Genomic DNA, 26,374 nt, shown 5'->3' with positions numbered 1-26,374 from the left:
CATCCCAACCATGTCTGGGCGATTGATTTTGTCCATGACAAGCTGAGCAGTGGGCGGAGCTACAAGATGCTGACTGTGCTTGATGAGTACAGGCCGTCAACATTTCGCAGGGCTTCAGGATGTTAGGATGTTGGGTTTCTTGGTCCAAATTAGGCGAACTCGAAGTTGAACCAACCGAAGCCAACGTCAAAGAATTTGCGGCCCGCGCCAGAAAACAGAAACAACGGGTCTACGGGCGCCTTACAGCGGCCTTAGAAGAAAATTCAAAGCTTCTTAGGATCGAAGGGCTGCAGGATTTCCTGCGGTTCGAAAGCATGGTCCAAGGGTGGGTTCAAGCGTTTGCCTTTTGCGGGCCAATGGTTGGCACCGTGAAGGATCATTACGACTACGACTTGGATAGTCTTCGTACTGTTTTTCAGATCGATGAAAAGGAGCTCAACCCCCTCAAAGATGTATCCACAAAAATTACTGTCAAATGGTACAGTGGGGCATGAAATCAAGTACTTGTAGCCATCGGGTTTACGCATTTCACCTAGGTCGCTTCGGGTTTTCGGGTTATCATAAAATGAATTTTCCCAAGCCTCTGGCTTTACAAAATTTCCGATTCAGTAACCTTGGTGCACTAGCGCAAAATACGTCGACAATGACGTTCCAGTCTTCAAGATTTCACCGGTGTATATTGCGTTCATTTGTTGCGTCGCAGCATTCCACGTTTGCAGTAAGCAGGGTTTCCGTTCTTAACATTCTGGAAACCGGAGCTTACCAATACCGACCACAATAACCTTCTCGAATAAGGATCGCGGCCAGATCGCGCCCGTCACCCATCCGGCAGCTTCCGATTTTCCGGTCATAGCTAATACGTCCGTTTAAGTGGCAGGTAAGCCTTTGCCCGGTGACCAACTCACGCATCCGCGCTGTTGCCTGCCGGCCTTTCGCGGTTTTCGCCTCAGCACAATCCAGAGAACCAAAGCGAATGGGAATACCTGATACTTCTATCGTGTCACCGTCTCGGACGTGGGTTACTTGGCCGTTTATCGTTTGGGTCGCGGTTATCGCTACTATCGGCCCGAGGTATTCTGGAAAACGCTCTGTCGCCTTGTAAACCGCTAGACCAAGCAGAATGATTATCACAAGGAAGTTGCCAATTGTTGGCCGCCGTTGACGTTGGAATCTTCTTGATTGAGGCATGCGACCCTGCGTTCCAACGGGTCTAAACTTATTGTTGGTAGAATTTATTAGGCGCATCAGGCGGCGGTATTGCTTGTTGCTAAGCCGTGTGTTGCGCTCAAAGCGGTTCAGTTTTGCTTGCATGTCACGGAGAAAATTGCGCTCCCCTGCACTGATGGCGGTCGAAACCAAGGCCAATCTTATGGCTTTCTGAATTTCATCAAGCTTTTGCTGCGAAAACGGCATGTGGAAATGATGTCGAAGGATCCAGTAATGATTTCAGATTACTCTTTCAGTGGTCTGTCACCATTGGTTTTAAGAAATTGTTTTCAGGCCGCACTTTTGGAGGAATGCAAATGTCTCATCATAGAAGTTTGGTGGTCTTGTCACGTCGGCGACATCTCCTTTTGGTACGAAAATCACCATGCCCTGTCGGGCGCGGGTCAAAAGTACGCGGTAAGCGTTCAGAAGATATAGCCGTTTCGTTTCGTCGCGAACACTCTGCCAGCGTGTACCTTTGAATGCGTGATAATTCCATTCATCATCCACACGACGCAAGTCCGCGTCCCAGCAAACGCCTGCCCAATCCAGTTCAAGCCCCTGAATATCAAATTGCGTCGCGACCTCTTCTAGGTAGAAACTAGAACGCACGTCGAAGCGATCGTTCAAAAACCAGTTGGCCGGTTCGATCTTTGCCTTAACGTGTATACCTTCCGGACGCAGGCGGTACCCACCAGAAGATGCAACCAGTCCAAATCGTTCTGTTCCGCGGGCTTTGTTTCGAAGCCACGTCCGAGCTTCGGACAAATCGCGTGTAAGAACGATCGGGTATCTACTCATCAGGTGCACAAATTGGTCTTGCGCGCCGATGACATCACCATCAAGGATGAGGCTTACGAACGAAGAAAGCCGTTCGGCCCTAAAAGATCGCATCGAAACAGACAAATGTAGATCGTTGTGTTTTTGGATTTCCGGCGCCTGAAGCATGTCTGCTGCCATATTGTCGACGGTGTAATGCCTATCCTCCAGCAATGACGAAGCGTGCACATCCCAGTTTGGATATTGGGATCGTAAGGCCGTCAACCATTCCATGAGGCCAGCTTCGCCTGTGTTGATTTCTTGGCCGCCGCCAATCAGGCAGACTATTGTGCACCAGTCGGTATGCCGATCCATCACACCAATGAGGAACTCTGGCTCTGACATGTTGAAGTCGTCATGGCCGCGGCCTTGCATGAAGCGGGTGGCTTGATCGCTGGTCCAGGCGCGCTGCGCCTCATCGAAGACCACGACCTTCTCGAATGGAACATCTGAGTTGGCAAGATAGTGATCACGGAAATGATGGATGTTCTGAACAAAGCGGCGGACAGCGCGTTGGGCGTCGCCCTTCCGAACTCCATCCCGCGTGACCTGATCCCTGGCCAGTGCTTCACGCAATACTTCTACCAATGGTCCATTGCCAGAAAGAAAGACAGCATGTTCATCCTCGTGCCGTTCCGCACGCTTGGCGGCGATGTTTAGACCAGCAAGGGTTTTGCCTGCGCCAGGAACTCCAGTGATAAAACAGATCGATTTACGCCTATCTCGCTTAGATGCCTCAATCACCTCAGCGATGCGACCCGAAGTTGCCTGTAAATTCTTAGCACTGGCATCTGACCGCGATATCTCATCGACGGCGTGGCTGCGGTACAGAGCCTCTGCCGCCTCGATGATCGTTGGCGTCGGCCGGTAACCTGATGACTGCCAGCTGATCGGATCTATGTGGCCTTTGGGCGCTTCAGGGGGCGCCACAGCAGCCAATACAGACGCTAGGCTATTTGCCCCGGCTAACACCGGCTTGGCCACTAGATCAGCCGCCCAGAGCGGCTCTGAGGGGCTGCGTTGCGCACGGGTCGCAATCAACACCGGCACAATCGGCAGGTCGTGGCTGCCGAGATGGAAATTTTTTAGGTCAAGCGCATAATCCTCCACCTGATCGATGGCGTGCTGATCGAAGTTCTCTGAACCGACCTTGAACTCAATCACAAATACGATGCCGCCCTGAATGATGACTGCATCGGCGCGTTTACCCATTCGCGGAATTGAGAATTCAAGGAATAAGTGTCCCGTCGGGTTGCCGCCGAGCTGAGCCTTCAGAATGGCGATCTGAGATAGCCACGCACCGCGCTGCTCATGTTCCAAGGCATGGTGGTGACGCCTTGTGAGTTCGCCAAGAATAGCATTGTCGTGGCAAGCTAAGAAGTCAGATATCGGGGCTGAGTAGTAGGAGTTTTGCATTACCCGCAGGTTTAGGATTTTTTACAAAATTGCAACGGCTTAACGACGCTCTACCTCGTAATTCACTTGCTTTGTTGCGGGCTAAAAGGTCGGTGCACTTAAGTTCACTTCACACTCGGAGCGGCCATTAGTCCAATTTGCAGCAAATGGCCGTTCAGAGCCCAAAATCAACCGATGCTGCTTAGAACACCAAAGTCAACAATGCGCAGAAAGCGGACTTTGCAAAGTTCAAGTCGTTTCACGAGAGCAGACCATCATTCACTGAACGGCATTGGCAAAACTCGTCCCGATCTACAGTTGCCTTGAGAGCTGGATGGAGCGAGTGCATTCGGAATTTCCGAGGTCATACTTCCGAATGCTGCGCCTTCACCAATTCAAAATGTCAGTCGCGCTCGTAATCCAAGAACGGTCACGGCTCCGTCGCTTGAGTTAAATGCTGGATTATCCAAGTACTGTATACTTGGCGTAATCGCGAAGTTCTGAGCGACCTGCCAGCGATAGAATGCTTCCACTGCGACCTGGTCTTCATCTGAATTCGGTGGGCGGCCCCAACTGGCACCAAGCCCCACTTCACTCGCTCGGAAAACGCCCTTCGTAATACCAGCGGCTGCGTATCTTTGGTACGGTGTGCTGGCATCTTCGTTTGCCCATGCAAGTCGGGCAAAAGTTCCAATGCGCGAGTCTTCGAAGGTGTAGCTCCCTGTTAGCCCCACACCGTAGTTGTCATCGTCGGTGTGCCAAAGAGCTACGTGAACGTTGTTAAATAAAAACGAAGCATCGGACACGCTTTGATCGGTCCAACCAAACTCAAGAGCTTTGAAGTAGTCGCCATCCCCAAGAGTATCAAAGCTCAGGCTATCGTATTGCCCATTGGCATCCATGACCATGCCGAGAACATAGAAATTGGTGCGTGGAATACCGATGTACCCAGAGATTCCAAACGAACCGGCCGACGGATAGCCAATAGTAGGGTTCAAGATAATGCTGTTGTTTTGGAACGACGTAAGATTGTCGGAGTATGGCGTAATGTCGAACTGCGAGAAGGCACTCATGTAGCCTACATTGACCTCAATTGGGGCATCGCCAGCGTCTAATCGCTGACGCCATTTCAAGACCGTGATCCCCCATTGTTGATTAGACCAATCCGGTGCGCTCGTTCCGACCCAACCAAAGTTGGCTGCCAGCGCCTCTGGCGGCAAGGCTGTACCAATCCGGTGGCGGTTTTCAACTCTGAAGTCCAAAGTACCTTTTCTGGAGGGATCGTGTCGGTTTAACAGGTCCCACGAAAAGAAGGCCCGGAAAATCCCACCAGTTGCGTGAGTCTCGCCTACAGAATTGTCGGACCACTGAGTGTTGAAGCTGTAGTCAAAACCCAGATTGAAGCCATAACGTTCGGCCAAACGAGCTTTCCAATCCAACCACGGTTTCAGCGCACTATCGATTGCAGGAAAATCGAATTCGGCCTCTTTGGTTGCTTCAAGTTCCTCCAGCGTTCCCTCTACCGAGGTAGGAGAAGTTGGAATAATCGGTGCTGAATCAGTGGTGTTTCCAGCATCCTGCGCTCTCAATTCAAAAGGTGAAGCTAACAGAGTAAGTGTGAACAGAGTTAGAAGTGTGAGAATGCGCGAGGTAGCCACACTTGCACTTTTCGAATTTGGCTCTTGTGTACGCAATAGTTCGGTCACGATCAGATACCTGCTTTTGTACCCGACGACCAAATCGACCGCCGGGGGCATTTTTTGATCAGATGATCCCGAGGAAAGGCTTGCGCAGCGTTCCTTCGTAGACCCATTTAGTTAAAGTCGTGTAGTCCCAGACAGGCATGCGGACTGCGTCCTGCACTTTGTAAGCTGCGGGCGGCAGTTCAGTGCATTCCAAAAGGATACACTTAACTTCCGGGTTACTGGCAACCAGGGCCTTTGCGCCTTCCACGATCTCGTTCTCAAGCGCGAGCATGTTGTAACTACCGGTGAGTTGCAGCACGTTTTGCATTTCTGGACCATTCTCTAGGCCTTGGATAACGAGCCGCTCCGCTTTCTGCTGGGGGGTGACGCCACAGTTCTCAATCGCCGGTGAAGCAGCAAGAGCCTCGCCATTGGCAGTCACGATGCCAACTTTTGAACGTGGCGGTAAACTCGCAATCATGGCAGGCAGTTGGAGTAGGCTGGAGGAGAAAAGAGGCGTATCGATTTGCTCGGCGATTGCTTGTTGGTAAGTTCCGTAGAACCCACAGTTCGCCATGATCGCACGAACGCCTTGAAGCTCCAGCCACTTCGCGGCCTTAACCATTTCAGCAGTAAAAGACTCGGTCGGAACGGGGGCAAGAATGTCATAGACATTTGGGGGAACGGCTTCCCGGTACAACATCGGAAAATCGAATGTTGTTGCATTGCCCATGTTGCCCGGCGCCATCGGCAAATACGCTCGTGCCTGAATAAGGCCAATTGTTACACCCCCTACATTCCTGCCGAACCACCAGTCAATATTGGCGTCTTTGCCAGCGGTGAACTCTGGAACATAGTAGTCACTCGTACGTTCTGCCGGTGGCGACAATTGTTCGGATGGGGTGGTGTACCAGTCGGGTGCCTCTGCCGGTGGGTCTGGGGTATAGAGCGCTTGTGCTTGAGCGTCACGGGTAGCGGCGACAAACCCAGCAGCTAGCGCAGCGGCGCTTCCCGCCTTAAGAATATCGCGCCGGATGAGCGAACTTGGTGCCCCATCGTCTGGTCGAATATCCGCGTCGGGGGTCTCATTGATTTCTTGGAAGCGAACTTTTTTGTCGCTGTCGTTGTTGGGATTCTCGGTCACAGTGAGCCCTCCATTTGGCGAATAGCGCGGTGTCGGAATGGGTTGCTGGCGTTAGCCGCAACGAGACATTTTATGGGGTTCACTCTGACAGTTCTGATCGTTTTCAGTCTGACGATTTCGATCAAGGCGATGCGATTATTGACGGAAATCATCAGGGCGGCGACAATAAATCCTATTCTGATGTCATAATGGCTATGTGGATCATGGACCTTGCATATTTCGAGGATCAGGCATGAGCGGCCCAACGCAACCCCTGATCCGGCTTTCAACGGGTAAGCCAGCGCTTTCCGCGCTGGACGCCGTTTATGATTGCTCTGACGAATTACTCACGCGGATTGGTTTGGCCCGAGAGTCCTTCGATGATCCGGAGATATTCGTTCATGCAATCGTCATGTACCAGTTCTTTGAGGAGGCAGCTTCCGCAGCTGAAGACCCATTCTTTTTGGCAAGGATCGGCAAAATGATAGCAGGATCAAAGTGGCCTCCCTTGATTGAGGCCGCAGATTGCGCTGTTACATTGGGATCGTTCCTCACCAAACTGGTTGTGGTGGCAACTGATCATTCGAGTTCCACCGAGCATCACTTGGATGTAAGCGGAAAATCAGGCTTCCTGTTTGGTCGCAGATACTACGACACACCGTTCGTACCAGCTCAGATAGATGGTTTCTTTGCAGCGATGTTCGGAGAAATTATTAAGCGATCCATCGGCGAAAAATGGAACCCCGATGACGTGATGGTCACAATAAGCGACCCAAACGCACTTCCGTCCGAATTTCTTGGATGTTCGGTTTTGGCTGGAGATCGACGGGGGCATCGCGTCGCTTTCCCAGCAATCTGGCTAACGGAGCCATTTTCTTCCGATGACTTTTTCAAAGGGCCAATTGAACGATCTGGCACGTCGCTACCTCCGAAGCGAGTAATTGTCAGTGTTCGAGAAGCTCTCAAACCACACATTGGCGTGCAGCCATTAAACAATGAAATTGCCGCAGGTATCTGTGGTCTTTCAGAGCAGCAACTGTCACGTAAACTTCGCAAGGAAGGCACAAGCTTGGGCAAGTTGATTGCTGAATTGAAATGTGAACATGCAGAAATGCTTCTTTCTCAGCAGAAGGCCAGCGTTGCAGAAGTCGCAGAGGTGCTAGGGTATTCCGACGCAACCAGTTTCGCTCATGCCTTTCGTGGCTGGACAGGTAAGGCACCGAGTGACCTAAAAAAGCAGCGTGAAAACTAGGTGCCCTTACTGATTGCAAACTAGGACAAGATCGAGCAGGAAGAGGTCGTTCAGTCCGAAAGACAAATAGTCGGCTCGGGATATTGAAGGTCAGTGCTAAGCTGATTAGCCGTTCAGAACAGTGACGGCTTCAAGTTACCTTGCTCGCATTGACGCGAGGCCGTTGAACGGCAGGTTTGTTGCGCTCTACGAAACTGCACAGTCTAGGGCGAATGTCCGGTTTGGGCTGCGAGCGGTCATTTTCGTTCGGCATCCGACGGCAGCATTGTCCGCTTGTCGGGATTTGCAAAGTTCAGTTTGGAATGTCCGGCTAGGGCTGCCTCCAGACATAGGCACGGGAACCAGCGAAGGTCGACTGCGAGCCCAAAGTGGACAACGAAAAGATGGCCAATCGGTATAGGGTTTCTATTGCGGTTTCCTATCAGCGGCTACTCTATTGCGTTTTGAAATGTTGCGGTAAGCCGTTTGTTCAAACCGTGATGAGGTTCGGCTGAAGAACCGTAGTGCAACTCAGCCAAAGCAGCGATGTCATTGAAAATGACTACGGAGCCGCCTTCTTCATTCGCGTAAACCAATAGTTTTTGGCAAAAGGCATCCAAACCAATTGCCGGAAAGCCCGCCATAGCCACGCCACCGGGTGCTGGTCCGCCGAACAGTAAAAGTACCGCCTCCGGCAGGTCCACCCCCAGTTGGGACGCTTCGGTCGCAAAATCGATTTCACCGAACCAGACAGTATCGTCCTGCCCCATGACAGCTGTCCTGAGACGTTCGACTGCCTCTGGTACGCTGAGCAGAGTTTGCAGTTCGATGATCCCGTAGTCGGCAAACAATCCGTTGGTCGGCGCTGATGTTGCATCCAAGTCGTTTAGAACTTCGAGCATCTTGCTCTGAAACGCACTCAACGAAGAAGCGTCCGTGAGCCCATGCCGGACTTTGAGAAATTGAGAGTCTGTGTAGGCGATCTGTGGACGACCATCCTGATCGAAGGAAAGAACGCGAAAAGGAAGGTCCAGACCTGCTCGCACGTTCTCTTTCAGAATGGGCGTGTTTATCTCTGGATCAGAGAAAAGGAGCACACGAGACGCTGGCATTTCTACACCTTCGACTTTGGCCAGTCGCGCGTGATCTATCGATGCGATTGGCGTAGCTCCCGCTTCTTCAACGGCAGTCTCAAGCACTAAGAAGTTTTCGTCCACCGCACTCTGGGCAGATGACGATTGTGCAAGAGCCGATGTCGAAATTGATGAAGTTGCAATCATCGAGAGAACAAAGAAAAACCTCAGCATCTTTTCACTTCCTGTTTCATCGTGCTTTTTTCAGTGAAACCGCCGCCAGAGCTGCAAAAGCTATCTCGGCCGCAAGGTAAAAGAGAAGTATCCCGTTCGGAACTCCATCGATAAGAATGCTTAGTATGCGTCCAACGGCCAGTCCCGACATAAACAAAAAAAGAACCCAAAGCGCCGGTCGTTGTAGATCTGGTTTCACCACGGCCGCTAACCAAAACAAAGCGTTTGCCAGGTAAAGTCCCATAATCGCACGGAAGACATGCGTCTGGTTCGTTCCTTCCACCGAAAATCCCAGCAAAACTGGGATCGAACTGCTTGGCATCAGACCGTATGATAACGCGATTGGCATGAGGCCGACGGCAGCAAGCAGAAGGACCAATCTAGCACTCATGGAGGACTCCGTCTCGTAGAGGTTTCGCTTTTTGCGAGATTCCTAGTCGGTTATTTTGGGCATCCGATGATCCGAGCCGGATGCCCACGCTGCGGTGGGAAAGGCGTATTGGTTGCCTAGCTTCCTCTACTGAGAGATGCCGCCTTCGGTTGATGTTTGTTCTTCAACATGGTCTTGATTGGCGACCGGCTTCCCGCGCGGAGGGAACTCCTCGAAAGTAGCGAGATGTGCCTGCACTAACCGGGCGGCTGGGCCGAATGCCCACATTTTCTCACCCATCCAGCGGACGTACATACCGCTTTCCTCCGCAGCTTTTTCGTAGGGATCGCGGCGGAGGTTGAAAAGCAAGGGGGCGACCAGTTCTTCCTTCGGGCCTGACCAGCCGTGGTTTTGAACGACAAAGTGCGCTTTCCAATCGTTGTAGCGTACTGCTTGGAGGTCCGTACCCTGATAGTAAATCAGCTCGCGGCGATTGCTCTCTTCGTCCTCACCGGTCAAGTAAGATAGTTGGTTGTAGCCATCCAAGTGTACTTTGTACCCTTCATAACCATCTAGGAGCTTTTCTCTTAAGTCTGTGGGGCCTCCCGCCGCGGCTACAAGTGTTGGCATCCAATCCATTCCGCTGAAGATACCGTTCAAAACCTGTCCTTCAGGAATTTTGCCCGGCCAGCGAATAATCGCGGGAACCCTGAAGCCACCTTCCCAGGTAGTACCCTTTTCCCCATGAAACGGCGTCGTACCGCCATCGGGCCACGTCAGTGTTTCTGGGCCATTGTCGGCGGTGAACATCACTATGGTATTATCGGCAACTCCCAGATCCTCAAGGTGGCTGAGAACGTTACCAACGTTGTTGTCCAACTCCTTCATGACAACATCCTGAAGTCCGCGCCCATTGCCCAACATAGCTTCGTATTCGGGGCTGAGGTGGGTCCAGACGTGTGCACGGGCTGGAGCCATCCAGACAAAAAACGGAGTGTCCGACTCTACTGCACGAGAAATGAAGTCCTTCGTGTAAGATGTCACTTCGTCATCCAAAGTCTTTTGGCGCTCAGGAGGCGCAGGCCCGTCATCAATAATGCGCTGCTTCCCGACTTTTCCAAATCGCGGGTCGACTGTTTCGTCTACTTCCTCTGTTGCAAATGAATGAATGATGTTGCGAGGCGCAAATTGCGCGTTGAATTCTGGGTCGTCTGGCCAATCCGGATCAGACGTATATTCCATAGCATTCAGGTGGTAGAGCCAACCCCAATACTCGTCGAAACCTTTTGTAGTCGGTAGGAACTCATTGAGGTCGCCTAGGTGGTTTTTTCCAAACTGTCCCGTCGTATACCCCAACTTTTTCAGGAACATCGGAAGCGTTGGGTCATCTGGGTTTAAACCTATCGGATCACCCGGCAGTCCAACCGTGTGCATACCAGTCCGTATTGGCAATTGTCCGGTCATGAAAGCTGATCGACCGGCAGTACAACTTGGCTCGGCATAATAATCTGTGAGACGAGCACCCTCTGACGAGAGACGATCCAAGTTCGGCGTCTCGATGCTTTTGACACCTCCGTGGTAAACGCCGACGCTCGCCCAACCTACGTCATCTGCCATGATGACAAGAATGTTGGGCGGGGTATGTTCGTCGGCCCAAGCTCCAGTGAAAGCAAAGCAGACGGCACCCGTTACTGAGATAAGCTTGTTCATTAAGACCTCCCGGCTTGGTACTACTTACCAACCATAGGAAAAACATCGGCTTAGAGGAACGGTCTGATTTGTTAACTTTTTGGGCTCAGCACCTTGGTGCAAGAAATTTCTTCGGCCGCAAAGTCCGCATCTCAGAGGGTGTAAAGCTCATAGTGAAGGTCCGCTTCGGGCTGCCTCCAGTCACTAGTGCGAACAGTGGTGAACGCGGCTTCGAGCCTAGCGCCGGTAATTCGCTGGAGCGGTAAACCCTCCATTCCGAAGTTTTATTGGGCCGCAGCCAGCGGTGATGCCGCCACGGCCCACGTGGTAAAACGTCAGTTCGTTGGGGTCACATCGACTAACGTTGGTTCGCGATCACCGCTGGTTTCAAAGACGATCATCTCGTCTCCCATAGCTCCGAAGTCAATCTGCTTCATATCGACCATATGCACCGTTCTGTCGTACATCGTGTGATAGTAGTAGACGAGGTTGAGGGAGTCCGCAGCGGTCGTGATCTGAGTTGCGCTGTAAAGCAGGTCGTCCGACTGCACATCGTCTTGAGCGCCCTCCGCTGCATCGGCCGGAATGTTGAAATTATCCAGAATGCGAAACGCCTCGCGCACGGTGTCATAGCCACCTTGCGTCTCCCGCGCCGTCTGAGAAAAGGCGACTGCGCGGACGAACCGGGATGGGGGTGTGAAGTCGCCTGGCAGCCCTATCATTCCACTCCCAGCGCCAAGGGGCGCGAAAGTAACGCCACTTGCCTCAACTTCCGGAAGCCCAAGGGCCGACAGGTTTACGTAGTTGTTAAGGTTCGTCATGTGCCAATCGTAGTTTGGCGAATTGGTGATCACGCCAAGCGGAGCATCGAAAATCGTCAGTTCACCGTCAATGTACTCGACAACGATCCTTCCGCCGAACCGGTCAGCAACCAACATATGAAATGGGAAGGGAAATCCGAGAGTCTCATCTACGACCCCGACAACACGGACATTCGCCAACCCGGTGGCAGCCTCTTCAACTGTCTCAAATTGGGAAAGGACATAGCTGGCTAGCAAATCGCCGGGAATCGTGTTGCCGGAAAGGTCAGGGTCGTACTCCTGATACTCGGTGAAGCCGGGCAGATAAAACAACCCGGCGGTCAACCCAGCTTCGTTGATGCCATCTGCGGGAGCCCCATGATCCAACATGCTGATACCGACCATTCCAAATCGGCCGGTCCAGTTTGCTCCGTCTCGCTCATCTGGCATTTCGCCTGCGGTATAAGTGAAACCTCGCGGAATAATGTTGATCTTTGTCTCAAGATCGAACGGCCCCCATTCGGCGGTCCTTGCGCGAACGATGCTTCCATCCTGCCCTGTCAACATGATGCCAGTGCATCCCCAGGCCATCGATACTGAAGCCACAAAGGCTATGGTCGCTTTTGGTAATATCCGAAATAGCTCGATATGACGCATGGTCGTACTCCAATTGGACTGATCTGATCTCATGAACTCGCTCGACCAAGCTACCACACCGGTTCTCAAGTTGAATGAAGTTTGCATGATCTTCAAATAGGCAAGAAAGTCCGCCTATTCCTTCCGTCGGACTTTGCAAAGTCCGACTCTGAATGTCTGGTTTGGGCTGACTGCGGTCCTTTGGACTAAAAATGCGGACGGCTGCAAAGTCCGCATCGCGGGAATTGCAAAGTCTTATTACGAATGCCCGCTTAGGGCTGCCTGTGGCCCTTTAGAGAAAAACGCGGATGGCCGCAAAGTCCCGCGAATGGGACCCTAGTCCGGCATTTGTTGAAGGTCCGCTTACCGTCTTTCGGTCGAAATGTGACATCAGTGAACTTGAGTTCACCTAGCCTCGAAGAACTGGATGAAGTCGGTCAAAGGCATTTCAGTTATAAGGGCTCGGTGTTCTTCTCAAGGGACAGGATGCGATAGACGGACGCTCGGCCTATGCCCAGCACCTTGGCAATCTCAGTAGCCCCAGCGCCCTCTGAATGCATCTTTAAAACTTCTTTGGACCGGGCCATGGCGGTCGGCTTCCGCCCCTTGTACTTCCCGGCAGCCTTGGCCTTTGCGATACCCTCCCGCTGACGTTCCAACATGATTTCTCGTTCGAACTCTGCTATGCCGCCGAGAACTGTCAGCATCAATTTGCCCGTGAGCGTCCGCTTCGAGCCCAAATTGACCAATTCTGTCGTCAGGATCAATTGGCGCATACTGTCAAGAAGCTGCCACTCAAATTCGCGGATCAACGCAAAGCGAGTGAGAGTTTGCGGTCCGCACGTTCCCCCAAATGCTTCAATCGGTGGCAGTTAACTTCGGGTCAGACGAAGATCGCTTCAGACGCCATATGTGCAAGATCGAACCCAGATGAATGCTGCACCAATGCGCGAATTGCGAGATTTTCCAGGCTCTGATGCTCAGGAAACGGGAGTGTGAATCCTACGGGGCAAAAGAATCCTTGACCAATTCCAACATCAGCTCTAGTAAAAATGAAATGACGTTTTGCTAGATGAAACGATTGCGAATGATTATGTGGAGCCGCGCATGTCGCGAAGCCACAAACCAACCAACAGTTCGGGAGGAGCCTGACATGATGAAAGATAACCAAAAACTGAAGCTCGCCACGGCGCTAGTGGCAGGTGGCCTGGCCATTGCTTCGCCTGCCTTTGCCGAGGGAGAGGTCGTGTTTGCGTCCTGGGGAGGCTCGTTTCAGGATGCCTTGCGCTCAGCCATGCTGGAACCTGCCGCCGGTGCGCTGAAAATCACTGTCAAGGAAGATACGACAAACGGCATTCAGGACGTGCGCGCGCAGATCACGGCGGGTGCCGTTGCATGGGACGTTACAGAACAGGATTTGCCTTCGTGTGAAACCCTGAGCCGGGAAGGCAGCCTTGAGCCGATCGACTATTCGATTGTTGACACCACAGGCATTCCGAAAGAGCTGATCCATGACAATTACATCGGCTTCATCAACTTCACCAAGGTGATTGCCTATCGCAAGGATGCATTTGGCGACAATGGCCCGTCCAATTGGGCAGAGTTCTGGGATCTGGAAAACTTCCCCGGCAAGCGCGGTATGCACGGCAAGGTGAACTATAACCTCGAAGCCGCGCTCATGGCGGATGGTGTGCCGATGGCCGAGATCTATGACAGGTTGGCCACGAATGAGGGCAAGGCGCGCGCATGGGACAAGCTGGGTGAGATTGCCCCCGAAGTTACCGTTTGGTATCGCGGCGGGTCGCAATCGGCACAGTTGCTGCGTGACGGCGAAGTGGACGTGATCCATATGGGCCATAACCGCGTAGAAAGCGTGATCGCGTCGGGCATTGATGTGGCCTATGCCTTTGATGGCGGCACGATGGACGTGGACTGCTTGTTGGTTCCCAAGGGGGCTCCGAATAAAGACAACGCGATGCGCCTTATCAACGAATTGCTGAGCGCCGAAGCACAGGCGCGGCTGGCGGTGACCATGCCGTTGGGTCCGGTGAATTCGGGTGCCTTCGGCACCGGGATAATCTCGGATGAGATGGCGGTGAAGGTCAACACACATCCCGACAACTATGGCAAGCAGCTTCTGGTCGATCCGAACTTTTACATCGGCCAGCTGGGCGAGTTGACCGAAGAGTTTGACACGCTGATCCAGCAGTAAAAAATATCTGGGCGCGGCATATCTTGTGCTGCGCCCATTTTTGTCAGGTTAGGAGCCCCCATGTCACCTGCAGCCCACTCCCTTCCCATCGATATATCCAACCTGTGCAAGGCCTACGGATCGGTCAAAGCGCTGAATGACGTGTCTTTGAACATCGCCGCGGGCGAGTTCCTGACATTGCTGGGGCCATCAGGCTCTGGCAAGACGACGCTTTTGATGGCCCTGGCCGGATTTGTGCGTCCTGATGGCGGGTCGATCCGGTTTGGCGAACAGGAAATGATTGCAACGCCGCCCCACAAGCGCGGCCTTGGCATGGTGTTCCAAAGCTATGCGTTGTTTCCGTTCATGACGGTCGCAGAAAACGTGGCTTATCCGTTGAAAATTCGCGGGGTGTCCAAAAGCGATCAGAAGGCCCGCGCCGAGCGCGCGCTGGAGACCGTGCAGCTGGGCGGTTATGGCGACCGGCGCATCACGCAATTATCCGGGGGACAAAGACAGCGCGTGGCCCTTGCCCGCGCCATGGTTTTTGAGCCGCAGATCATTCTGATGGATGAGCCGTTGTCAGCGCTCGACAAGAAGTTGCGCGAACATATGCAAATCGAATTGAAGGCGCTGCATGAAAAGCTGGATGCAACTGTCGTTTACGTGACCCATGACCAGCGCGAAGCCCTGACGATGTCGGACCGGATTGCAGTGGTCAATCATGGGCGGATCGAACAGATCGCGACGCCTGAGCGGCTCTATCGCCAGCCGCATAGTTTCTTTGTGGCGGATTTTATCGGGGAATCCATTTCCCTGCCGGTTAGTGTAGCGAATGACACGGCGCAGCTTGGCGAGCGCGTTCTGAAATCCAATACGCCTATTGCGCTGGGCAGCGGAGGCCATCGTCTGATCATCCGGCCCGAGTTGCTGGAAGTCACAACAGGCGCGGTGCCAGACGCCGCCAATGACCTGTCCGGCCAAGTGCATGACATCATTTATCAGGGCGACAGCGTTCTAGTGATCGTTCAGCACGACAGCGCTGGTCAGATCAATGTGCGTGTGCCTGCCAATCGCGCGGGCCAAACCGGGTTGCCGTCGAAGGGAGAGCAAATCGGCCTTGCCCTGCATCCCGAAGATACGATCATCGTACCGGAACATGTGGCATGAGTATCGCCGAGACGTATGAAGGTGCTGGGACTCTTCAGAATGCCAGCACGCTCAAATCCGAAGAACGCCGCGAAAAACTGACGTTTCTTGGGCTTTCGATGCCTGCGGTTTTGACGATCTTGATCGTCGTCTTCCTGCCGATTTTCTGGCTGTCTTCGCTGTCGTTTTTCAATGCGGCAGGCGAACTGAGCACGGAAAATTACGCGCGCATCTTTAATAGTGCTCTCTATCGGCGAACCTTTGTCGTCACGTTTCAGATCAGCATTGCCGTGACGGTGATTTGCGTCCTTCTCGGCTACCCGCTGTGCTACTGGCTGACAAAGATGCCGAACAAAACAGCGGCCATTCTGATGGTGTTTGTGCTGGTCCCGTTCTGGACCTCGGTTCTGGTGCGGACCTATGCGTGGCTGGTGCTTTTGCAGCGCAATGGGATCATCAATTCGTCGCTGATGTCACTTGGCATTATCGAAGAACCGCTGCAACTGGCGCACAATCTGACCGGCTCCATCATTGGCATGGTGCATATCATGCTGCCATTTTTGGTTCTGCCGCTCTACGCCACTATGCGCAATATTGACGGCGACCTGGTCCGGGCCGCCGTGGGGCTTGGCTCCAGCCCGCGCGGGGCCTTTTGGCGGGTATTTTTCCCAATGTCCCTGCCGGGCCTTTTTGCCGGCATCGTGCTGGTTTTCATCCTGTCGCTTGGGTTCTTTGTCACACCGGCTTTGCTGGGCGGTGGCCGGGTTCAGATGCTGGCGCAGCGTATCGAAAGCACCATCACAGTCTATTCGAACTGGGGGGCCGCATCAGCCCTGGGCGTGGTCCTGCTGTTGCTTGCGCTGGCGATGATCTGGCTGATGAACCGTGTCTTCGGGCTCGACAAACTGTTTATGCGCTGAGGATCTGAAAATGGAACAAGTCGGACAACGTAAAATCGACGGCCTGTGGCTGACAGTGGTCGGCATCGCGGTGCTGTTCTTTCTGATCCTCCCCACGCTAATTGTGATTCCAATGTCGTTTTCGGGGGCCTCCTATCTGGAATTCCCGCCGACATCGCTCTCGTTTCGCTGGTACGTGGCCTATGTCACGTCACCGGAATGGATGAGCGCCACAAAAACCTCGCTGATCGCAGCGGCGCTGACCACGGCAATCGCGACGCCCCTGGGCTCACTTTGTGCCTATGGTCTGCATTGCTCTGCGCCTCGTATCAGGAGCGCGGCTCAGATCCTTGTGATCATGCCGATTGTCGTGCCCGTGATCCTGATCGCTGTTGGAGTGTTCAGCCTCTATGCCAAGCTAGGGCTCAATTATACACTGACCGGAATCGTGATCGCCCATACTGCGCTGGCGCTGCCATTCGTGATCGTGACGGTGATGTCGGGATTGCAGAATTATGATTTCGATCAGGAGCTTGCAGCGCGCAGCTTAGGGGCGTCCCGTGCATACGCATTGTGGACAATCACCGTACCGCAGGTGAAATTCTCGATCCAGACAGGGGCTTTTCTGGCATTTATCACGTCGCTGGACGAGGTTGTGATCTCGATGCTGGTCTCGGGCGGGGAAAACGCCACAATCACCCGGCGCATGTTCAATTCACTGCGTGATCAGCTTGATCCGACAATCGCGGCGATCTCGACCTGTCTGATTGTCGTGTCCATCACGGCGCTTATCGGTGTGCAGATGATCGGGCGTCGGAAAGACAAGGCACAATGATGCGGGTCCTATTTTTCGCCAAACTCCACCCGAATCTGGCGGGCGGCATCAAGGACCGCCGCGCGATACTTTTCGACGGCTGTGTCATTGAAGCGGACGCGCAGGCCGGACAAGCTGATCGCGCCCAGCAATTCATCTTCGAACCCAAGAACAGGAACCGACAGTCCGGCGACGTCAGGATCGCGTTCACCAAGGCTGAGATAATACCCGGCCTTACGGATGCTGGCCGCCTGTTTTCCCTGCCGGATGGAATAAGCATCCAGCACTTGACCCGAAGAGCCCATGCTCAGCGGAATGATCTCGCCTTCCTGCACGTGATCTCGCGCAAGCCTTGGCGAATTGACCCGGTAGAGGCACACGCCGGAATTGCCGCGTTGCACGTAAAACGACGCACTTTCGCCGGTCGCATTCACCAGATTCGCAAGCACCGGTCGCACAATTGGCCCCATCCGCAGGTTTTGGCGAAACACGGATCCAAGACGCCACAAAGACGGCCCGAGGTGAAACAGACCCTCGGCGTCTCGCGTAATATGACCAAACTTTTCAAGCGACACGCTCAGACGCAGAATTGTCGCCTTGTTGACCCCGCTGCGGTCCGCAACTTCCTTCAAAGAGAGGCCTGCATCGCCCGGCTCAAAGATGTCCAGCACACGCAATGCGCGCTCAACCGCTTCGACACCACCATTGGCGTCAGGGGATCGGGGCTTGTCGGGCATAGGCAGACCTTTCGACGCAAATCCGTCGCTTTTTATAGCCGGTTTGAGCGCAATTGGAAATCGCAAATAACGAAGGCGTCTGGCAATGAATAGCGCGCGGAAACAAATGATAACAACTGGTTATGCGGACCTTCCTTTTGGCAATCATTCGCAATGTAAGGCTGATTGTGTTGGGGTTATGGGCGTTCCGAGCGAAGTTGACACCGGGCCCCGATCCGGCACCTCTCTGGCACCCGATGCGCTGCGCAAAATGACTGCCCAACTTGGGATCGGACTGCCTGTAGATGGTCGGGATCTTGGCAATCTGGACCTGTCAGGGGATTGGCCTGCCGCGTTGGAACAACTTGTGACGCAAATGGTGGATCACGGTGTTGTACCCGTTGTCTTGGGTGGCGCGTCTGATGTCGCCTCGGGTGTGCTGGGGGCCTTGCCTGATCTGCCAGTTGTCGCGGCCATGCCGTTGGCCCGGCGTGATATCGCGACGCGAACAGCCAACACGATTTGGGTGGGATTGAACGGCGATCAGCCTGCTGGTGTCTGGGATCTGATCAGCCAGCGCAAGATGGATTGGCGCACCGCGCGGCATTTGGATGAAGGGCGCAGCGACTATTCTGAGATACCCGAACACGCTGTCTTGTGGATCGACATATCCGTCATTGATCTGGGGCATGCAGCTGGCAGCGTCGGCCTTAATCCCGGCGGGATGAAACCTGAAACGCTGGTTTCCGTCATTGGTGCCATGTCCTGTAAATGGCAGGCGATTGTGATCACCGGCATTGCGCCTGCGCGCGACACCCGGGGAATGTCGGAACTGGCGGCGATCGAAACCCTGAACGCGGCGTTGCACAATGAGTGAAGCGGCGCAAATACAGTTTGACGCGATCCCCAGTTTTTTGGGCGCATCCATTGGCGATCTGGAAGATCTCGTGCCCGGTCAGGTCGCGATTGCAGGCTATTTTTGTGACAATCTCGCCCGACCATCGGCAGGGCAACGCTATCTCGCGCGCCAGCTTCGGTATGCGTCCTGCCCCACAGTAACACCCGCGAATGCAATTGACCTTGGGGACGTGAATGTCTTTCCGCTAGAACCTGACAAGCATTTTCTCGCAGTTGCCTCGCAATGTGAATCGGTTCTTGAAACCGGTGCCCGCATGGTGTTGGTAGGCGGCGATTCCAGCGGTTTGGAAGCGCTTGACGTCGCCGCAAGACAGGTCACAGGTGCGGATGTTCCCATCATTGGGGTCAATGGCGGCGCAGTGAGCCATTTGCCCCGCACCCAACCGGTCATCCTGTCTGTGGATTTACAAGAGCTTGCGGGCAAATGGGTATCGCACCCGCATCGCCTGACGGGAATGTCACCAGCACAAATGATCGCGCAAATTGACGCCACCCCGGGCGATATCATCGCGGCTGCGGTTTTTGGGCTTGCCCCGGAACTGGACAACCGTGGCAAGGCTGAAACCCGCGCTGCACTGGCGATCCTGCAAGCGGTCACAGCTCGTCTTGAGAAAGGAGCAGGCTGATGCCTCTACGTTCGGCCCCGTTGCCGCGCATGGCAGGGCATCTGTCGTTCATGCGCTCTCAGACCAAAGCAATCGGCGACGTCCGGTCTGGAGATCTGGCCGTACTGGGCATCCCGTTTGAAGATACAAACGCACCTCATGCAGGGCAATCTCTGGCGCCGCGTGCATTACGCGAAACCTCGGTCTATTTCGGTTGGCACGCAAATCCACAATTCAGTCACCCCGTAGATATCGATGCGCGTCAGGATATCAGTACCGATGGCCTGCACGAGCGGCTTTGTGATCTCGGAGATATTGCACCGGGGTCCGAAGATGCGATCCACGCGGCCTTGAAGGCGGCCATGCGTCAGATCAGCGACAATGGCGCCTGTGCAATCTTTTTGGGCGGATCAGATCGCATGTCCGAGACGGCGCGGAGCGCGCTCCCTCATTGTCAGACAGTGCAGCTTGGCGGTACACCAGCCGATGCGCGCGATTTTCATATTGCGCCCTTGCCGAATGGAACGACCACGCCGGTAAATAGAGATACTGCCGCGCAGCGTGCCGCGTTTTCAGAGTGGCGGGATCCATCAAAGCCGTTGTTTGTTAGGTTTGATCTCTCGGTGTTTGAAACATCGCTCAGTGCGCTTTGTGATCGGCCCCGTTTGGGGGGCTGCGATCTTGCGACGGTGGTGCAATGGCTTGAGCTTTTGGGACGGCACGAGGTCAGCGCCATTATGTTGACCGGTCTGAATCCGAACCGTCCCGGAATGGGTGTCGTGAAGGTTGGCCAACGCCTGATGGTCACGGCTCTTCTGGCGTTTATCTATGCGCGCCTCGGCTTTGGGATTGATCTTCCGCGCCGCCAAACTTCCAAGGAAAAAGTACTGACATGACTGCAGCGATAACGACATTTCGCCCGCCTCTGGCGCAACCGGGGTATCGGCTGTTTGATGGGCCTCTGCTCGATGCCGCCGACGTCCGTCCGGGCCAAATCGGTGTGGTGGGTATGCCCAGCGATTGGACACATTCAAGCCGGCTCGGAACCAGGTTTGGTCCCGAGGCGCTGCGTAAGGCAACGACGGTATTGCAATCCATGCGACCGCAGGGGGTCAGTTTTGATCCAGATACGGGCCAAAGAAGCGCAACGGCCAGCGACTGGCTCGTGGATTGCGGGGATGCAGTGATCACCCCTGAGGATGTAGACGCAACCACCGAGGCCATTGCCGCAATGACCGAGGCGCTGAGCGTTGGAGGGGCGATCCCTCTGGCACTGGGCGGTGATCACTATAATAGCTTCCCGGCCTGCCTTGGCTATTCCCGTGGGTTGGCCAAACGCGCACCAAATGCACGTTTTGGGTATATCCAGATCGACGGTCATCTGGATTTCTCTGACCGGCTTGGCGCGTGGGGCAGCCATAACCACGCAACCAATGCCCGTCGGATTTCCGAACTGCCCAATGTCGACGTGTCCAATATGGTTTGGGTCGGGATCACCGGTTGGGTCGACAGCGGTGAACTCGCCTTGATCGAAGAGCAGGGCGGTCGGGTGTTTTCGGCTGGCGACGTACATAAATTGGGGACGGCAGAGGCAATTCGTCAGGCGTTGGAGCATGCCATGAAGGGCTGTGACGAACTGTATCTGTCAATCGACATCGATGCGATGGACGCTGGCTACCTCCCCGGCACCGGCTCAATCGTTCATAGCGGTATTACACCGCGTCAGTATTTCGATCTGCTGGATGGGCTGGCCGAGGCCCCGTTGGGTGGACTGGATATTGTTGAGGTGTCTCCTCCGCTTGATCCGTCGGAGCGTACCGAATTTCTGGCTGCAGAAATGTTGTTCCGGATCCTGCGTCGCTTCCGCACACAACCTGTGACCGGGGCGGTGACAGAGCAATGATGGACTACAAAGGAACAGAGCGGCTGGGTGGGTTTTCCCATGCAGGAAAAACACTTGCGCCCGCGACACGGCCCTGGATCACGGACCTGTCAGCGCTTTGCCCTTACAAGGGCCTGCAACCCGGGAACCTACCGGAATTTGAACGCGACCCGAATTGGGACAACTGGGCGCTCACCGACAGTCCCAAAGACCCGAGCCTGCGCCTGAACTGGCATCTATTTGGGGACGGTGGAAAAAGACTGATGGTCGCCGACCGGATGCTTATGAGCCGCGTCAGCTGGCAGGATCTGGATGATGCGGGGTATGTCCATGGCACAGAGCTGTCGATTGATGGACGCCTGTTTCGCTGCCGGTTGCTTACGGGGGGGGATACGCCCTGTAGTGACCCTTTTCAGGGGGCGACGCGCCCCAATGAATGGGATGCGCTGGTGGGGGGCAGCGGGGCGTTGAACGCTCCGCAGCCGGACCCGGCCAATAGTACAGCACCGCTTTGCCCGGATCATCTGACCTCGCCTCATAACCGTTTGTGGAACTGGTTCGGCGCGGTCAGCTGGACCGCCGAACCGGTTGCCAGCCGGGCCGATGGGCGGGTGTGCAGGGGCTATCATGGCCCGACCTATTTTTACGTGAATACTGTGGACCACCGGCATGAAGATATCGGGTGGCGACCAGTTCTTGAGGAAGCGCTATGACTGTAAACCCCTTTCCCAACTATATCGCCGGATCATGGGTTGCTGGCAGCGACGCGGCCCCCAATATCAACCCGTCTGACTTGAACGACACAATCGGTGAGTATGCTCGGGCCAGCGCCGATCAAACGGTTGACGCAATCGAGGCCGCGGCCGCGGCCCTGCCGAATTGGCGCAAGACATCGCCTCTGGTCCGGTTCGAAGCGCTCGACCGGATCGGGTCGGAAATCCTCGCCCGTGTAGACGAGCTGGGCGATATGCTGGCCCGCGAAGAGGGCAAAACCTTGCCCGAAGCCAAGGCCGAAGCGCATCGCGCCGGGCATTTGTTCAAATATTTCGCGGCTGAGGCGTATCGTGCGACCGGCGACACCTACCAATCTCTGCGCGAAGGTGTGTCGCTAAATGTTGTACGCGAGCCAATCGGCGTTGTGGGCGTAATCACGCCCTGGAACTTCCCACTGGCGATCCCCGCATGGAAAATCGCGCCCGCTCTGGCCCATGGCAATACGGTTGTGTTCAAACCTGCCGAACTGGTGCCCGGATCGGCATGGATGTTGTCCGATATTATTGCCCGTGCGGGCCTGCCCGAGGGGGTGTTCAACCTTGTGATGGGAAAAGGCCGTGAGGTTGGGGAGGCAATCGTTACGCACCCCAAGGTGTCCGGGGTCACATTCACCGGTTCCACACCCGTCGGTCGCCATATGGGGGCGGCGCTGTTTGCGCGAGGAGCGAAAATGCAGCTGGAGATGGGGGGGAAGAACCCCTTGATCGTGCTGGATGACGCCGATCTGGATCTGGCGGTGCACTGCGCCGTTCAGGGCAGCTTTTTCTCAACCGGACAACGCTGCACAGCGTCTTCCCGCCTGATTGTGACCGAGGGCATTCACGACGCATTTGTTGACCGTCTTTGCGCAGCAATGAAAGACCTTCGGATCGGTGATGCGCGCGCTCCGGAAACCCAGATTGGTCCGGTCGCCAGTGAAGCGCAGCTCGCCATCGACAAACGATACGTGTCTCAGGCTGTGGATGACGGTGCAACGCTTGCCGCAGGTGGTGGCGAGGTCAAATCCAAAACAACCGGCCATTACTTTGCGCCTGCGTTGTTTACGAATGTGTCACCCGACGCAGCCGTGGCACGAGACGAAATCTTTGGGCCCATCGCCGCCGTGTTACGCGTGCCGGATTACGACGCCGCCCTGGCCACGTCCAACGACTGCGAATTTGGATTGTCCGCAGGCATTGTCACGCGAGATACCGCCAAAATCGACCACTTCTCGCAGAACGCCGAAGCAGGCATGATACAAGTCAATCTCCCCACCGCCGGCATGGATTTTCACGCACCCTTTACGGGCAGAAAAGGATCATCTTATGGCGCGCCGGAAAAAGGCAGCTATTGCCGCGAGTTTTTCACCACAGCCAAGGTTGTACACGCGGGGCGCGGATAATGTCGCAGACACCTTTGAAGGGCATTCGTGTTCTTGATCTGACCAATGTCCTTGCCGGTCCGTTTTGTTGTCATCATCTGGCGCATCTGGGTGCCGAGGTTATCAAGGTCGAAGCCGTCGGTCGGGGCGATCTCGCCCGCCAACTGGGGGCCGACCCAGAGCTGAACAAGGTCAACATGGGCGTGTCCTTTCTCGCCCAGAACGCGGGCAAGAAATCGGTCACGGTCAACCTCAAGAACCCACGGGGTCGAGAGATTTTTCTGAAACTGGTCGAAACTGCAGATGTCGTGGTGGAAAACTTCCGGCCCGGCGTCATGACGCGCCTCGGCGTGGGCTACGAGACCCTGAAAGAGGCCAATCCGACCCTCATCTATTGTGCTATCTCCGGCTTTGGCCAAGAGGGCCCGTGGATACGCCGCCCGGCTTATGACCAGATCATACAGGGAACCTCGGGTGTGATGTCGATCACCGGGGATAGCGACAGCGCGCCGCTGCGCGTTGGATATCCGGTGGCAGACACTGTGGGGGGCATCACCGCAGCCTTTGCGATTTCATCCGCCCTGAACGCCAATCCGCGCGGCACCTTCATTGATGTGTCGATGCTGGAATCGGTGCTGGCGACAATGGGCTGGGTGGTGTCGAACTATCTGATCGCCGGCGTCAATCCGACCGCCAATGGCAATGAAAACCCCACTTCGGCGCCTTCAGGTGCGTTTGAGGCGAAGGGCGGGTTGATCAACATCGCCGCCAACAAAGATCAACAATGGGAGCTTCTGACCGACCACCTGGGATTGGTCGCGCTGTGCGAACGCCCTGAATATGCCACGCGCGAGGATCGCAAACGTAACAGGCTGGCTCTGAAAACTGAGCTGGAGACCGTGTTGAAGACCCGGTCACCGCGCGAGTGGGCCAAAGAACTCAATAGCATTGGTGTGCCATCAGGAGCGGTTTTGACAGTGCCGGAAGTATTGGAAATGCCGCAGGTTGCAGACCGCGGTTTCCTCGACCAGTTTGAAAACGTCCCCGGCGTCGGACGCGACATTCAGGTTGCCACGACCGGGATCAAATTGGACGGCAGCGCGCCCACCGTCGATGCACCACCGCCCACATTGGGGCAGCACAACTCTCAAATCTGGAGCGAGTTAGGTCTTTCACCGGAAGACATTGAAAAACTGGCAAAGGATGGCGCGATATGACGGACCCCGAAGGACGCAATGACGCCGATGCCATTTGCCACTGGTGGCGCACCGAAATTATCGACATGGCTCCGGGGCGGATCGCCTTTCGCGGCCACCCGATCCAGGACCTGATCGGAAACGTCAGCTTTGCTCAGATGATCTGGCTCATGGTGCGCGGCGATTTGCCCACGCCAGAACAGGCGGCGCTTTTTGAATGCGCGCTGGTGGCGGGCGTGGATCATGGTCCGCAGGCGCCATCGATAGCCGCAGCCCGTATGGCCGCGACCTGTGGGCTGGGGCTCAACAACGTCATGGCCACCGGGGTCAACATGTTGGGTGACGTGCATGGCGGCGCCGGTGAACAATGCGCCGAGCTTTATTTCGACGTCGCCAAACGGATGGATGACGGCGCTGAACAGGAAGTTGCCGTCCGCGACGGTATCGCCGCCTGGTGTGAGGAAAATGGCAAGATCGTCTCGGGTTTTGGCCACCGTTTCCACAAGCCCGTCGATCCCCGCGCACCGCGGTTGATGGCGTTGGTACGCGAGGCCGCGATGTCAGGCACTGTAGATGGGCGATTTGCCGATATCGGTGAAGCTATACAGACGGAAATCGGACGTAAGCGCGGTGCCGATATCGCGATGAATATCGATGGGGCCACGGCTGTTATCTTTTGCGAATTGGGGTTCCCGGCACCGCTTTCCCGGGGATTGTTCTGTCTTTCTCGCTCGGTTGGCGTCTTGTCTCATGGCTGGGAACAGATTCAACAGGGCGGGCGGAACAAGGGGCCAATGCCGCCGCGTTATCTGCCGGAATATATTGGTGTCAAATCGGAGCGCTAACCCGATGACCATTGATGGTGCGAACGCCTAAATTCACACCGAACTTGGCATTGAAGCGCCACTGGCGTGTGGACTGTTTTGCCGGTCTCGGTCATTGGGCATCCCCCCCTAGAAGCAGACCCAACATGTTAGTCTGAACAAAGATTCACTTCTTTGGTGTTGTCTTTGAAGGTATTTCAATTCAAGCGAGAATCGATACATTTTCACGCTTGTTCTGACGTCAGCGAAGCGCACCGAGCTGCCATTGGGACAAGCGCGGCGAATTCACACTTGGTCCGCATCCCAGACCTTTGAAGCTGTAGCAGCGAACGGCCGTTTCTTGGCAGGAGCGGTCGTTAAGGCACTGAAGCGGACCCCGCACCTCGGTTCCGTCGTCTTGAAGGGCTTCTGTACGCGGCTTAGCTGACATCTGACCGAACCGCTCAGATGTCGAAGAAGAGCCCAAAGCGAACATGGTTGTTTCGCGGAAGTTGTGTTTTAGGTTGTCCACTTAGTAGCGATAGTGGCACCTAATGCATAAATCGGGTTCAATCCAACTGGAGGCTGGCAATATCAAAGAAGGCGTCTAAATTCCCGCTCTGAGGCCTCTTACATTACATCTATCCGTTGCTTGCAAATTCGTCTTCCGGCTCTTCATCCGGGGTTTGATTTGCTCCCTCCGCTTCTCCATCAACATCATCGTCCTCCTGGCCGTCGGCATAAAGGCTTCCGTCGTCCGAAGTGCCAAGCGTGGCTTTTACCGATTCTTCATCGGGATTGGAGGC

The 26,374-nt window shown here is 54.9% G+C and carries 24 protein-coding genes and 1 pseudogene; 15 read left to right on the top strand and 10 right to left on the bottom strand.

Annotated elements, in window-relative coordinates; all coding sequences use genetic code 11:
* The first annotated feature begins 119 nt into the window (after positions 1-119).
* On the top strand, positions 120-494 hold the full coding sequence (locus ACR0FE_RS22885; protein WP_480915467.1) for a hypothetical protein: 375 nt from the start codon (positions 120-122) through the stop codon (positions 492-494).
* Positions 495-759: 265 nt separating this feature from the next.
* On the opposite strand, the gene ACR0FE_RS22880 is transcribed toward ACR0FE_RS22885, so the two are convergent.
* From ACR0FE_RS22880 to ACR0FE_RS22865, 4 genes are all read right to left on the bottom strand, one after another.
* Complete coding sequence (locus ACR0FE_RS22880) at positions 760-1,413, bottom strand: thermonuclease family protein (RefSeq protein WP_480915465.1); 654 nt, start codon at positions 1,411-1,413, stop codon at positions 760-762.
* A gap of 69 nt (positions 1,414-1,482) precedes the next feature.
* Positions 1,483-3,441 (bottom strand): DUF2075 domain-containing protein, encoded by a 1,959-nt coding sequence (locus tag ACR0FE_RS22875; protein ID WP_480915463.1) that lies wholly within the window; start codon positions 3,439-3,441, stop codon positions 1,483-1,485.
* A gap of 374 nt (positions 3,442-3,815) precedes the next feature.
* Positions 3,816-5,126 (bottom strand): carbohydrate porin, encoded by a 1,311-nt coding sequence (locus ACR0FE_RS22870; protein WP_480915461.1) that lies wholly within the window; start codon positions 5,124-5,126, stop codon positions 3,816-3,818.
* 58 nt (positions 5,127-5,184) lie between these two features.
* Positions 5,185-6,249: an aspartate/glutamate racemase family protein gene (locus tag ACR0FE_RS22865; protein ID WP_170537956.1), complete on the bottom strand. Its 1,065-nt coding sequence runs from the start codon at positions 6,247-6,249 to the stop codon at positions 5,185-5,187.
* A 29-nt stretch (positions 6,250-6,278) separates the two neighbouring features.
* Here ACR0FE_RS22865 and ACR0FE_RS22860 point away from each other — a divergent pair, with 29 nt between their 5' ends.
* Together ACR0FE_RS22860 and ACR0FE_RS22855 are read left to right on the top strand one after the other, a co-directional pair.
* On the top strand, positions 6,279-6,485 hold the full coding sequence (locus tag ACR0FE_RS22860; RefSeq protein ID WP_170817140.1) for a hypothetical protein: 207 nt from the start codon (positions 6,279-6,281) through the stop codon (positions 6,483-6,485).
* On the top strand, positions 6,482-7,480 hold the full coding sequence (locus ACR0FE_RS22855) for an AraC family transcriptional regulator (protein ID WP_170666162.1): 999 nt from the start codon (positions 6,482-6,484) through the stop codon (positions 7,478-7,480). The genes ACR0FE_RS22860 and ACR0FE_RS22855 overlap by 4 nt, the downstream gene beginning before the upstream one ends.
* Before the next feature lie 428 nt (positions 7,481-7,908).
* Here the strand turns inward: ACR0FE_RS22855 and ACR0FE_RS22850 are convergent, their stop codons facing one another.
* The 5 genes and pseudogenes from ACR0FE_RS22850 to ACR0FE_RS22830 all read right to left on the bottom strand — a co-directional run.
* A complete protein-coding gene (locus ACR0FE_RS22850) occupies positions 7,909-8,766 on the bottom strand; it encodes a DUF302 domain-containing protein (RefSeq protein ID WP_170617466.1) in 858 nt (285 codons plus the stop codon).
* Positions 8,767-8,782: 16 nt separating this feature from the next.
* Positions 8,783-9,157: a DUF4345 domain-containing protein gene (locus ACR0FE_RS22845; RefSeq protein WP_170382456.1), complete on the bottom strand. Its 375-nt coding sequence runs from the start codon at positions 9,155-9,157 to the stop codon at positions 8,783-8,785.
* A gap of 126 nt (positions 9,158-9,283) precedes the next feature.
* Positions 9,284-10,846: an arylsulfatase gene (locus ACR0FE_RS22840; RefSeq protein ID WP_170443616.1), complete on the bottom strand. Its 1,563-nt coding sequence runs from the start codon at positions 10,844-10,846 to the stop codon at positions 9,284-9,286.
* A gap of 314 nt (positions 10,847-11,160) precedes the next feature.
* Entirely contained in the window at positions 11,161-12,369 is a 1,209-nt protein-coding gene (locus tag ACR0FE_RS22835; protein ID WP_480915457.1) for a linear amide C-N hydrolase, read from the bottom strand.
* A 344-nt stretch (positions 12,370-12,713) separates the two neighbouring features.
* Positions 12,714-12,986: pseudogene (locus ACR0FE_RS22830) on the bottom strand (helix-turn-helix domain-containing protein); the annotation flags it as partial.
* A gap of 428 nt (positions 12,987-13,414) precedes the next feature.
* Here ACR0FE_RS22830 and ACR0FE_RS22825 point away from each other — a divergent pair.
* The 4 genes from ACR0FE_RS22825 to ACR0FE_RS22810 are packed head-to-tail and all read left to right on the top strand — an operon-like array spanning position 13,415 to position 17,335.
* Entirely contained in the window at positions 13,415-14,473 is a 1,059-nt protein-coding gene (locus ACR0FE_RS22825) for an ABC transporter substrate-binding protein (RefSeq protein ID WP_480915456.1), read from the top strand.
* A gap of 60 nt (positions 14,474-14,533) precedes the next feature.
* On the top strand, positions 14,534-15,622 hold the full coding sequence (locus ACR0FE_RS22820) for an ABC transporter ATP-binding protein (protein WP_170775349.1): 1,089 nt from the start codon (positions 14,534-14,536) through the stop codon (positions 15,620-15,622).
* Entirely contained in the window at positions 15,619-16,521 is a 903-nt protein-coding gene (locus ACR0FE_RS22815) for an ABC transporter permease (protein WP_170775351.1), read from the top strand. Before ACR0FE_RS22820 ends, ACR0FE_RS22815 begins: the two co-directional genes overlap by 4 nt.
* Before the next feature lie 10 nt (positions 16,522-16,531).
* Positions 16,532-17,335 carry an ABC transporter permease gene (locus tag ACR0FE_RS22810; RefSeq protein ID WP_170417829.1) on the top strand — a complete coding sequence of 268 codons (804 nt, stop codon included), beginning with the start codon at positions 16,532-16,534 and terminating at the stop codon, positions 17,333-17,335.
* Between the two features lie 8 nt (positions 17,336-17,343).
* Here ACR0FE_RS22810 and ACR0FE_RS22805 read toward each other — a convergent pair whose 3' ends face one another.
* Positions 17,344-18,051, bottom strand: a complete 708-nt coding sequence (locus ACR0FE_RS22805) for an IclR family transcriptional regulator (protein WP_170417827.1) — start codon at positions 18,049-18,051, stop codon at positions 17,344-17,346.
* Between the two features lie 85 nt (positions 18,052-18,136).
* On the opposite strand from ACR0FE_RS22805, the gene ACR0FE_RS22800 reads away from it, so the two are divergent.
* The 8 genes from ACR0FE_RS22800 to ACR0FE_RS22765 are packed head-to-tail and all read left to right on the top strand — an operon-like array spanning position 18,137 to position 25,610.
* A complete protein-coding gene (locus ACR0FE_RS22800) occupies positions 18,137-18,907 on the top strand; it encodes an arginase family protein (RefSeq protein ID WP_480915453.1) in 771 nt (256 codons plus the stop codon).
* Complete coding sequence (locus ACR0FE_RS22795; RefSeq protein ID WP_170775358.1) at positions 18,900-19,574, top strand: arginase family protein; 675 nt, start codon at positions 18,900-18,902, stop codon at positions 19,572-19,574. Before ACR0FE_RS22800 ends, ACR0FE_RS22795 begins: the two co-directional genes overlap by 8 nt.
* The gene (locus ACR0FE_RS22790; RefSeq protein WP_170775359.1) at positions 19,574-20,449 is read left to right on the top strand and encodes an arginase family protein; all 876 of its coding nucleotides are present in this window, start codon (positions 19,574-19,576) and stop codon (positions 20,447-20,449) included. The genes ACR0FE_RS22795 and ACR0FE_RS22790 overlap by 1 nt, the downstream gene beginning before the upstream one ends.
* Entirely contained in the window at positions 20,446-21,456 is a 1,011-nt protein-coding gene (locus tag ACR0FE_RS22785; protein WP_170775361.1) for an agmatinase family protein, read from the top strand. Before ACR0FE_RS22790 ends, ACR0FE_RS22785 begins: the two co-directional genes overlap by 4 nt.
* Positions 21,453-22,148: a hypothetical protein gene (locus ACR0FE_RS22780; protein WP_170775362.1), complete on the top strand. Its 696-nt coding sequence runs from the start codon at positions 21,453-21,455 to the stop codon at positions 22,146-22,148. Before ACR0FE_RS22785 ends, ACR0FE_RS22780 begins: the two co-directional genes overlap by 4 nt.
* Complete coding sequence (locus ACR0FE_RS22775) at positions 22,145-23,590, top strand: aldehyde dehydrogenase family protein (RefSeq protein ID WP_480915450.1); 1,446 nt, start codon at positions 22,145-22,147, stop codon at positions 23,588-23,590. The genes ACR0FE_RS22780 and ACR0FE_RS22775 overlap by 4 nt, the downstream gene beginning before the upstream one ends.
* Positions 23,590-24,786: a CaiB/BaiF CoA transferase family protein gene (locus tag ACR0FE_RS22770; RefSeq protein ID WP_480915448.1), complete on the top strand. Its 1,197-nt coding sequence runs from the start codon at positions 23,590-23,592 to the stop codon at positions 24,784-24,786. Before ACR0FE_RS22775 ends, ACR0FE_RS22770 begins: the two co-directional genes overlap by 1 nt.
* Positions 24,783-25,610 carry a citryl-CoA lyase gene (locus ACR0FE_RS22765; protein WP_480915447.1) on the top strand — a complete coding sequence of 276 codons (828 nt, stop codon included), beginning with the start codon at positions 24,783-24,785 and terminating at the stop codon, positions 25,608-25,610. Before ACR0FE_RS22770 ends, ACR0FE_RS22765 begins: the two co-directional genes overlap by 4 nt.
* Positions 25,611-26,374: the final 764 nt, after the last annotated feature.

The sequence above is a fragment of the Ruegeria sp. K7 genome (genome assembly GCF_056531785.1).
This window is presented reverse-complemented; position numbering and strand designations above follow the sequence as displayed.

Coding starts and splice junctions, on each gene's coding strand:
- ACR0FE_RS22885 (WP_480915467.1), top strand. CDS start 120: ATGTTAGGATGTTGGGTTTCTTGGTCCAAATTAGGCGAACTCGAAGTT.
- ACR0FE_RS22880 (WP_480915465.1), bottom strand. CDS start 1,413: ATGCCGTTTTCGCAGCAAAAGCTTGATGAAATTCAGAAAGCCATAAGA.
- ACR0FE_RS22875 (WP_480915463.1), bottom strand. CDS start 3,441: ATGCAAAACTCCTACTACTCAGCCCCGATATCTGACTTCTTAGCTTGC.
- ACR0FE_RS22855 (WP_170666162.1), top strand. CDS start 6,482: ATGAGCGGCCCAACGCAACCCCTGATCCGGCTTTCAACGGGTAAGCCA.
- ACR0FE_RS22850 (WP_170617466.1), bottom strand. CDS start 8,766: ATGCTGAGGTTTTTCTTTGTTCTCTCGATGATTGCAACTTCATCAATT.
- ACR0FE_RS22845 (WP_170382456.1), bottom strand. CDS start 9,157: ATGAGTGCTAGATTGGTCCTTCTGCTTGCTGCCGTCGGCCTCATGCCA.
- ACR0FE_RS22840 (WP_170443616.1), bottom strand. CDS start 10,846: ATGAACAAGCTTATCTCAGTAACGGGTGCCGTCTGCTTTGCTTTCACT.
- ACR0FE_RS22835 (WP_480915457.1), bottom strand. CDS start 12,369: ATGCAAACTTCATTCAACTTGAGAACCGGTGTGGTAGCTTGGTCGAGC.
- ACR0FE_RS22825 (WP_480915456.1), top strand. CDS start 13,415: ATGATGAAAGATAACCAAAAACTGAAGCTCGCCACGGCGCTAGTGGCA.
- ACR0FE_RS22820 (WP_170775349.1), top strand. CDS start 14,534: ATGTCACCTGCAGCCCACTCCCTTCCCATCGATATATCCAACCTGTGC.
- ACR0FE_RS22815 (WP_170775351.1), top strand. CDS start 15,619: ATGAGTATCGCCGAGACGTATGAAGGTGCTGGGACTCTTCAGAATGCC.
- ACR0FE_RS22810 (WP_170417829.1), top strand. CDS start 16,532: ATGGAACAAGTCGGACAACGTAAAATCGACGGCCTGTGGCTGACAGTG.
- ACR0FE_RS22805 (WP_170417827.1), bottom strand. CDS start 18,051: ATGCCCGACAAGCCCCGATCCCCTGACGCCAATGGTGGTGTCGAAGCG.
- ACR0FE_RS22800 (WP_480915453.1), top strand. CDS start 18,137: ATGAATAGCGCGCGGAAACAAATGATAACAACTGGTTATGCGGACCTT.
- ACR0FE_RS22795 (WP_170775358.1), top strand. CDS start 18,900: ATGAGTGAAGCGGCGCAAATACAGTTTGACGCGATCCCCAGTTTTTTG.
- ACR0FE_RS22790 (WP_170775359.1), top strand. CDS start 19,574: ATGCCTCTACGTTCGGCCCCGTTGCCGCGCATGGCAGGGCATCTGTCG.
- ACR0FE_RS22785 (WP_170775361.1), top strand. CDS start 20,446: ATGACTGCAGCGATAACGACATTTCGCCCGCCTCTGGCGCAACCGGGG.
- ACR0FE_RS22780 (WP_170775362.1), top strand. CDS start 21,453: ATGATGGACTACAAAGGAACAGAGCGGCTGGGTGGGTTTTCCCATGCA.
- ACR0FE_RS22775 (WP_480915450.1), top strand. CDS start 22,145: ATGACTGTAAACCCCTTTCCCAACTATATCGCCGGATCATGGGTTGCT.
- ACR0FE_RS22770 (WP_480915448.1), top strand. CDS start 23,590: ATGTCGCAGACACCTTTGAAGGGCATTCGTGTTCTTGATCTGACCAAT.
- ACR0FE_RS22765 (WP_480915447.1), top strand. CDS start 24,783: ATGACGGACCCCGAAGGACGCAATGACGCCGATGCCATTTGCCACTGG.